Source organism: Streptomyces eurythermus (assembly GCF_014649115.1).
In the GTDB taxonomy this organism is placed as follows: domain Bacteria; phylum Actinomycetota; class Actinomycetes; order Streptomycetales; family Streptomycetaceae; genus Streptomyces; species Streptomyces eurythermus.
This window is the reverse complement of the sequence record NZ_BMSK01000001.1, coordinates 284,674-285,405: the sequence shown is the minus strand read 5'-3', so window position 1 is coordinate 285,405 and position 732 is coordinate 284,674. Positions and strand designations below refer to the sequence as shown.

At 70.8% G+C, this 732-nt stretch carries 1 protein-coding gene; it reads left to right on the top strand.

The window, feature by feature from the left end; genetic code table 11:
* Positions 1-51 precede the first annotated feature (51 nt).
* Positions 52-732 (top strand): ATP-binding protein (locus tag IE251_RS40570; protein ID WP_373301960.1); only part of this gene is annotated, 681 nt, incomplete at its 3' end.

Below are 732 nucleotides of genomic sequence, written 5' to 3'. Positions count from 1 at the left end.
CACCCGGGTTACGGCTTCCTGTCCGAGAACGCCGAGTTCGCCCAGGCGGTCCTGGACGCGGGCCTGATCTGGATCGGCCCGCCGCCGCAGGCCATCCGCGACCTGGGTGACAAGGTCGCCGCCCGGCACATCGCCCAGCGCGCCGGCGCCCCGCTGGTCGCCGGCACCCCGGACCCGGTCTCGGGTGCGGACGAGGTCGTGGCCTTCGCGGAGGAGCACGGTCTGCCGATCGCGATCAAGGCCGCGTTCGGTGGCGGCGGGCGCGGTCTGAAGGTCGCCCGCACCCTCGAAGAGGTCCCGGAGCTGTACGAGTCCGCCGTCCGCGAGGCGGTCGCCGCGTTCGGGCGTGGCGAGTGCTTCGTGGAGCGGTATCTGGACCGGCCGCGGCATGTGGAGACGCAGTGCCTGGCCGACAAGCACGGCAACGTCGTCGTGGTCTCCACCCGTGACTGCTCCCTGCAGCGCCGTCACCAGAAGCTGGTGGAGGAGGCTCCCGCACCGTTCCTGTCCGACGCTCAGATGGCGGAGCTGTACCGGGCGTCGAAGGCCATCCTGAAGGAGGCCGGGTACGAGGGCGCGGGCACGTGTGAGTTCCTGGTGGGGCAGGACGGGACGATCTCCTTCCTGGAGGTCAACACCCGTCTCCAGGTCGAGCACCCGGTCACCGAGGAGGTCGCCGGCATCGATCTGGTCCGGGAGATGTTCCGTATCGCCGACGGCGAGGAACTCGGT